Source organism: Campylobacter lari subsp. concheus (genome assembly GCF_008245025.1).
GTDB classification, from domain to species: domain Bacteria; phylum Campylobacterota; class Campylobacteria; order Campylobacterales; family Campylobacteraceae; genus Campylobacter_D; species Campylobacter_D concheus.
This window is the reverse complement of record NZ_CP043426.1, coordinates 1,481,637-1,488,515: the sequence shown is the minus strand read 5'-3', so window position 1 is coordinate 1,488,515 and position 6,879 is coordinate 1,481,637. Positions and strand designations below refer to the sequence as shown.

General features: G+C 26.1%; 6 protein-coding genes and 1 tRNA gene. 2 read left to right on the top strand and 5 right to left on the bottom strand.

Annotated elements, in window-relative coordinates:
• Nucleotides 1-123: 123 nt before the first annotated feature.
• A complete protein-coding gene (gene ruvC / locus CLCT_RS07655; protein WP_039619511.1) occupies nt 124-600 on the top strand; it encodes a crossover junction endodeoxyribonuclease RuvC in 477 nt (158 codons plus the stop codon).
• Between the two features lie 2 nt (nt 601-602).
• Here the strand turns inward: ruvC and CLCT_RS07650 are convergent, their stop codons facing one another.
• A complete protein-coding gene (locus CLCT_RS07650; protein ID WP_039668996.1) occupies nt 603-1,235 on the bottom strand; it encodes a hypothetical protein in 633 nt (210 codons plus the stop codon).
• Nucleotides 1,236-1,357: 122 nt separating this feature from the next.
• On the opposite strand from CLCT_RS07650, the gene CLCT_RS07645 reads away from it, so the two are divergent.
• Complete coding sequence (locus CLCT_RS07645; RefSeq protein WP_039668995.1) at nt 1,358-1,978, top strand: DUF305 domain-containing protein; 621 nt, start codon at nt 1,358-1,360, stop codon at nt 1,976-1,978.
• 34 nt (nt 1,979-2,012) lie between these two features.
• On the opposite strand, the gene CLCT_RS07640 is transcribed toward CLCT_RS07645, so the two are convergent.
• The 4 genes from CLCT_RS07640 to CLCT_RS07625 form a co-directional block, all read right to left on the bottom strand.
• Nucleotides 2,013-3,989, bottom strand: coding sequence for a DUF262 domain-containing protein (locus tag CLCT_RS07640; RefSeq protein ID WP_149062763.1), 1,977 nt, complete (start codon nt 3,987-3,989; stop codon nt 2,013-2,015).
• 327 nt (nt 3,990-4,316) lie between these two features.
• Nucleotides 4,317-4,392, bottom strand: a tRNA-Val gene (locus tag CLCT_RS07635).
• A 45-nt stretch (nt 4,393-4,437) separates the two neighbouring features.
• Nucleotides 4,438-5,628: a replication-associated recombination protein A gene (locus CLCT_RS07630; RefSeq protein ID WP_149062762.1), complete on the bottom strand. Its 1,191-nt coding sequence runs from the start codon at nt 5,626-5,628 to the stop codon at nt 4,438-4,440.
• The gene (locus tag CLCT_RS07625; RefSeq protein WP_149062761.1) at nt 5,625-6,800 is read right to left on the bottom strand and encodes a YdgA family protein; all 1,176 of its coding nucleotides are present in this window, start codon (nt 6,798-6,800) and stop codon (nt 5,625-5,627) included. Before CLCT_RS07625 ends, CLCT_RS07630 begins: the two co-directional genes overlap by 4 nt.
• Nucleotides 6,801-6,879: the final 79 nt, after the last annotated feature.

Genomic DNA, 6,879 nt, shown 5'->3' with positions numbered 1-6,879 from the left:
TATTTTTCTTATAAATTTATGATGTAAAACTTAAAATTCTAGCTTATTTTTTATAAAAAATGGTTAAAATTATTCACATAAAAATTTAAATTTCACATCTATGTGAATAAAAAGGTGAAAAGTTTGAAAGTTTTAGGGATAGATCCTGGTTCTAGGTATTGTGGATATGCTATTGTAGAAAGGATTAATAATAAAAATCAACTTATAGAAGCAGGGCTTATCAAAATCAAACCCAATGATTTGCAGTATCAAATCACAGAATTATGCGAAGGACTTGATCTAATCTTTAAAAATCATCAATTTGATGAGGTAGCTATAGAAGATATATTTTTTGCTTATAATCCAAAAACAGTTCTAAAACTAGCACAATTTCGTGGAGCTTTGAGTTTAAAAATCTTACAAACTCATGGAGAATTTGCAGAATATACGCCTTTGCAAGTGAAAAAAACCGTAACAGGTAAAGCAAAAGCTACTAAAGAGCAAGTAGCTTTTATGGTAAAAAGATTGCTTGGAATTTCAAAAGATATTAAGCCACTTGATATCACAGATGCTATTGCGGTGGCTTTGACGCATTTAGCAAATTTGAGAGTGAAAAAGTAATTTTACTTTCCATTTCCTATAAAATAAATTTCAACATCATGTAAAAGTTTTTCACATACAGCTGAATCAGTGCTTTTTTCTACTACTAGGTTGATGTGATTTTTAGTATCTCTAAAGCTACCTGCAGATTTTGAATTTTTTAATTCTAATTTTTGATTATCTTTTAGGTATTTGATAGTAATTACAAACTTATGCGCAGCACTTGCTTCGCCTAGATTAGTTTCTATTAAAACATTCATATTAGATGCTTTTGCTAAAGTTGCTTGAGTTTTATTAATCACTTCTTTCATTCTTCTATTGAGTTCTAAAATTCTTGAAATGAATTTATTATCTATACTTTCAAATGCGATTTTTAGTTTATTCATGATTTCTTGATTAGTTGGTTTATCAGGAGCTACATACACCATATAAAGGCCGTTTTTAATATCTACTTTAGTGCTTTTTGTATCACGCCCACTACCAAAAATTTTAATATAAATGGCATTATCAAGATATACTCTATCTATCATAGGTCCATAAATTTCATATTCTCTTTTTCTTACGATTACTTCTCTTGCGGCTACTTGAATTTTTACTGAACAATCATGAATTATAGGTTCCATTTCTTTTTTTATTTCAAGTAGTTCTTTAAGCATTTTCCATCCTTGTGATATTTTTATATAAATTATAACAAAAAAAAATTGAATTTTTTTTGTTAATTTTAGTTTGTGATATTTTTATATATTTTTGATTTTAAATTAAAAGTTTAAGGAAAAAAATGAAGATAAAAACTATAGTTTCAAGTTTAGTTTTAGCAAGTGCTTTATTTGCTGCAAATTCTCACCATGCTCATCACGGAGCTTCTGGAAGTATTTCATCGCAAATTATGATGAGTATGCATGAACCTATGATGAAAAATCCTTTAGTACAAAGCAATGATATAGAAAGAGATTTTTTAGCTAATATGATCCCACATCATCAAGGTGCTATTGATTCATCTAAGCTTTTATTAAAATATACAAAAAATGAAGAGATGAAAAAAATCGCTCAAAATATCATCAAAGCTCAAGAAAAAGAAATCCAAGAATTTCAAGAAATTTTAGATAAAAATCTTTATACAAAAACTCAAATTAATGAAGAAACTTATAAAAAATTCATTCAAGAAGAAAAAGAACTCATGCAAAAAATGATGATTTTAATGAGTTCGGTTAAAGAAAGTAAAAATATCAATAAAGACTTTTTAGAAGCGATGATAGCACATCATCAAGGTGCGGTAGATGCTTCAAAACAAATTTTATTTTATTCTAAAGACAAAACTATCACTGATATAGCGAAAAAAATCATCTTAGATCAAGAAAAAGAAATTCAAGAATTTACGAATTTATTAAAATATATGTAAAAATATATCAAGGAAATATTCCTTGATATGAGTGTTATTTGATGGTTTTTATAAAATTTAATTTATTGTTTATATTATTTATTAAACAATATTTATCTATTTCCCAATGATTTATTAAAAATTCAATTAATTTATTTGTTCTTTCATTTATTTCTTCAATTCCCCATTCTTCTTTTTCATTTATTTCTTGCTCAGAATAAGAACCGTTTTTATAACCGATAAATTCTCCATCTTCTCCATTTTTTTTGATATAGAAATTTTTGTTATTTAATTTGGAATTTTTAGCTTTTGATAATGGAATTAAATTTCCTAAAGAATTAATTATATATTTATAATTATCTGAATTAACTTGTTTTAGCTTATTTATCCAATACTCATCTGTAGGTGTTTGAGGTAAAATATGCTCAATGCTATTATAATCTTTTTTTGAATTTATATATTCTTTCCAATTGATTTTAATTGTATTATTTTTACTTTTATGTTGAAGCGATAATTCATATTCAAATAAGAAATATGATAAACCAGTCCAACTATAATAACCATCTTTATTTTTAAATTTGTCTTTTAAATAAATATAAAATTGTTCAATATCAACATATGAAACAAGCCACCAATTAATTCCAGAATATTCATCATTTTTTAAATCATATATTCCTATAATATCTTTAATAGAAATATTTGATTTATCATTGTGATAGTATTGGTTTGCATAGTTATAAAAAGTACTATCACCAGTATTTGATCGTCTTTTTGAAATTTCAAAAATTAAAAAAATAAATTTTTCTATCATTTTAAGTAAATCACAAATTTCATCATTATTGAATGTATTATTTTTACTAAATACAGCCATTAAAAGTGGTGCAAAAGATCTATAACCTAGTCTATTTAATTTATCAAGTAATGTTTTTACTTCTTCAGTGTAATTAGATTGCTCAGGATTAAAAAGATAATACCAATGTTCAATACTTGTACTAAGACTTAAAATATAATCATTTATTTCTTTAATAGTTAAAGGATTATCTATATTTTTTCCTAGTATCCTTTTACAAACAAATATTTCTTCTAATAACGATACAATATAATCATTTCCTTTTTCTCTACTGTATTTAAAATACATAATCCAGTGATTTTTAAGAAAAACATCATCATTTAAAGGCTGTAATTTATTTTTTCCTAGGTATTCATATATTTTTTTCCAGCATTCATTAATTTTTCTTCTTAAAGAAAATTTATCTTCATCTTCAAATTTTGTAGATAAATAAATTAGTCTATTTTTTAATAATTCTAAATTAGATAATTTTTTACCTCTATTGTTCATGGTTTCAAAAGCAATGAATACGTCTAAATCATTAGATATTTCATATACATTAAATAAAAGCTGTTCAGTTACTTTTTTAAAGAGATTTTCTTTTTGTTTTAATGTAAAATTATTTATTTTTTCTTTAAAAAATTTTTTTGCATTTTCTAGATTAGCTGTGTATAACGTTTCATTATTAGTATTTGATATGCTTTTATTTTCAAAAATTTTTGTTTTTAAAAACTCATAACTTGGGTTATCTGCTGTATATCCAAAATAATATAAATATTCACCATTTTGATTTGATTTTGCAATATATTTTTTATATAAATCATTATATTCTTCATCAGTAAACCATAGAGTTTTATCTTTTGTTTGTTGTGTTTCTTTTATATTATTTAAAATTACTGAAATCAAAATAATGCTTGTTGTTATTCTTTGCTGTCCATCTACAACATAAAATACATTATCTGATTTATATGCTCCATAATCTATTTTCCAATATTCAATCTTTTCTTCCTTTTTTTCTTGTGTAACTTTTTCTAGTGTTAAAACTCCCATATAATGAGTTTTGTCATTTTCTAAATTTTCCAAGTCTTCCCAAAAATCTTTTAATTGATTATATTCCCAAGCGTAACCTCTTTGATAATCTGGTATTCTTAAATATTTTCCATCAAATATATTTTTTAGTGATTTTAATTCATTAGTAGCCATAATTATTCCTTATATAATTTTATGATTGATATTGTAAAATTTAAAATAAAATTATGATTTTATATTACTACAGCTTTTTTGTATCGTTTATCACTAGGTTTTAAATTTCTAATATCTTTATCTTGTAAGCTTTGTTTTGCTATGTTTGCCATTATTTTCCTTTAAAGAGCTCTATTAGGTTTTAAGAACCTTAATAATGACCTTAATTAATTGAAAATAATTATAACACAAAAGAAATTAATTGAAATCAAAGATCATTTAGTTTGTTTATATATAGCATTTTAAAAGCATTTTTTGGAAATTAAAGAAATCGAAAGAAATAAAAAATGGTGGCTCCGATTGGACTTGAACCAACGACCACCACCATGTCAAGGTGGTGCTCTACCAACTGAGCTACGGAACCAAAAAATGAAAATTATATAAAAATATTTTTACATTGTGCTTAAAATCACTTTTTGACTTTTTTCATATCATTTAGCCATAAATCTAGCTGTGCTTCAAAACCTATACCTTTGCTATGATAAAATTTCAAGTCTTTTTCTAGGTATCTTTGCTTCACCCAGCCACCAAAATCGTGCGGATAAAGGTAGTTTTTTCTTTGAGGGTTGTTATTATCAAGATAAGGGAGTATTTTTAACGCAGGATTGTTTTGCACATAATTTAATGCTTCATTTATAGCAAGGTAGCTTGAGTTTGACTTAGGCGAACTTGCTAAAAATACCACACATTGAGCTAAGATGATCCTAGCTTCAGGATAGCCTATGTTTTTTACTGCTATGAGTGTGCTTGTGGCTAGATTAAGTGCTTGTGGGTTTGCATTTGAGATATCTTCACTTGCAAATATCACTAATCTTCTAGCGATGAAATCTGCACTTTCGCCCCCATCAATCAACCTCGCAAGATAATACAAACTCGCATCTATATCACTTCCTCTTAAGCTTTTTATCATAGAACTAGCTAGTCTATAGTGTGTATCTTTACTTGAAGTGCCATCGCTTAAAACATTTGCTCTTAATTTTTTCAAAGTTTCAAGCGTGATATGAGTGCTATCTAAAGCCAAAGCAAACTCACATAAATTTAAAAAGCTTCTTGCATCATTTGCACTAGAAGTGATCAAAAAGTCTTTAGCATCATCATCGATTTTACATTGGAGTTTTTCTTGCACTTTTATAGTAAGTTTTTCTAAGTCTTTATACTCTAAGCCTTTAAATTCAAAAAGCATACTTCTGCTTCTTATGCCTGAAGTTAAAGTAAAGTAGGGGTTTTCAGTGCTTGCACCTATGAAAAGGCATTTTTGATTTTCCAAAGGGATTAAAAGCATTTCTTGTTGGGTTTTTGAAAGCCTATGTACCTCATCAATAAATATCAAAGGTTTATATAAAGAATTTTCGTAATTATTTAGTATTTTTCTAAGCTCTTCAAGTTTGAAATTGCCTCCATCAAACTCATAAAAGTCTAGTTTATACTCATACGCTATTGCTCTTGCAAAAGAAGTCTTCCCGCAACCTGCTGGGCCAAAAAATATACTATGAGGGAGCTTTGAAATTTGTATGAATTTTTTAAAAATTTCTACTAAATTCTCTTGTCCTAAAACCTCATCTAAAGTTTTAGGACGAAAAGTTAAGCTTAAATTTGTCATTGTGGATCTATGGCAAGTTTTTCACCATTAATAATAGTTGTAATATCACTTTTATTAGAATCATCATAGATAAAATCAAGCATATAAGATCCGTTATTATCTACAAAATAAGTATCAAAATTTGCAAAATCAGGCCAAATTTGACTAGGAAGAATTTCAGTGTTTGCATGCAATTGTGATTTTATATTATTTTCAGTGAAAATAGTTTGTCCATTTGCGTCAAATTTTTTACCTTCTTTTTCAAAGCTTAGATTATTTAAGATGATTTGTGGGTTTGCTTTTAAAAACTGACTTGCTAAAAGCATCATAGAAAAAATATCAGTGTTTGAATTTTGTACTAAACTATCATAAGCTTTTTTGGAAAGATTATTAAAATTCATATCTAAGTTAATGTTGTTTAACATAAAGTTTTTATTTACAAGATTAAATTTAGCTAAATCTAGTTTTAAAACACTATCATAATCATTTTGAGCATTTTGAGCTGTTTTTGCAAAAATTTTTAATTTATCAAAGTCAAAAGCAATAGAACTTATAAAATTAGCACTATCAATGCTTATATTTTGCTCACTATTTCTACTAGGATTAAAGATATTGTTAAAACTAAGTTTTTCTAAAGGAAATTCAGAAATTTTGATATTTTTTGCTTCTAGTTTTTCTTCATGAGATAATTGATCTAATAAAACATAACCTAGATTAAGCTCCATATTTTTTACAAATTCTTCAGAACCTGTAATCTTAAAAGATGTATTGTTTAAAACTAAATTTGTATCATTGCGGGTGAAATTAATATCATTTATTGTTGCGTTGATGTTAATGTCTCCACCTTTTGTACTAACTAAGATTTTAAAGATTTCTTCATTTGGGAAAATACCTTTTAAGTCTTCATTTTCATTTAAAATAGAAACGATAGCATTATTACTTGCAAAAAAATTATTAGAAAAATCCACATTCACTTTAAAACTATAAGGCAAGTCGTTAAGTGTAGCTATAAAACTTCCTTTGGAATTTAAAAGTCCTTTAGTATAGTTAGCATCTTCAACGCTGTAATATGCTGTATCTTGACTCATTTGAGCAAATATTTTTCCATTGATAGAGTTAATGTAAGAAGCTGAGACAAAAAACCCTATAGCTAGCAAAACTACTACTACAACCCCTGCGATGATTTTTTTCATTCATTTTCCTTAAGTGAAATTTTAAAAATTATATATTTTTATTACTAACTAATGCTTATAAAATTCTCACATTTATACA

What these genes read in the sequence shown, in the direction of transcription:
- CLCT_RS07650 (WP_039668996.1), bottom strand. Translation starts at nt 1,235, where the DNA reads ATGCTTAAAGAACTACTTGAAATAAAAAAAGAAATGGAACCTATAATT.
- CLCT_RS07645 (WP_039668995.1), top strand. Translation starts at nt 1,358, where the DNA reads ATGAAGATAAAAACTATAGTTTCAAGTTTAGTTTTAGCAAGTGCTTTA.
- CLCT_RS07640 (WP_149062763.1), bottom strand. Translation starts at nt 3,989, where the DNA reads ATGGCTACTAATGAATTAAAATCACTAAAAAATATATTTGATGGAAAA.
- CLCT_RS07630 (WP_149062762.1), bottom strand. Translation starts at nt 5,628, where the DNA reads ATGACAAATTTAAGCTTAACTTTTCGTCCTAAAACTTTAGATGAGGTT.
- CLCT_RS07625 (WP_149062761.1), bottom strand. Translation starts at nt 6,800, where the DNA reads ATGAAAAAAATCATCGCAGGGGTTGTAGTAGTAGTTTTGCTAGCTATA.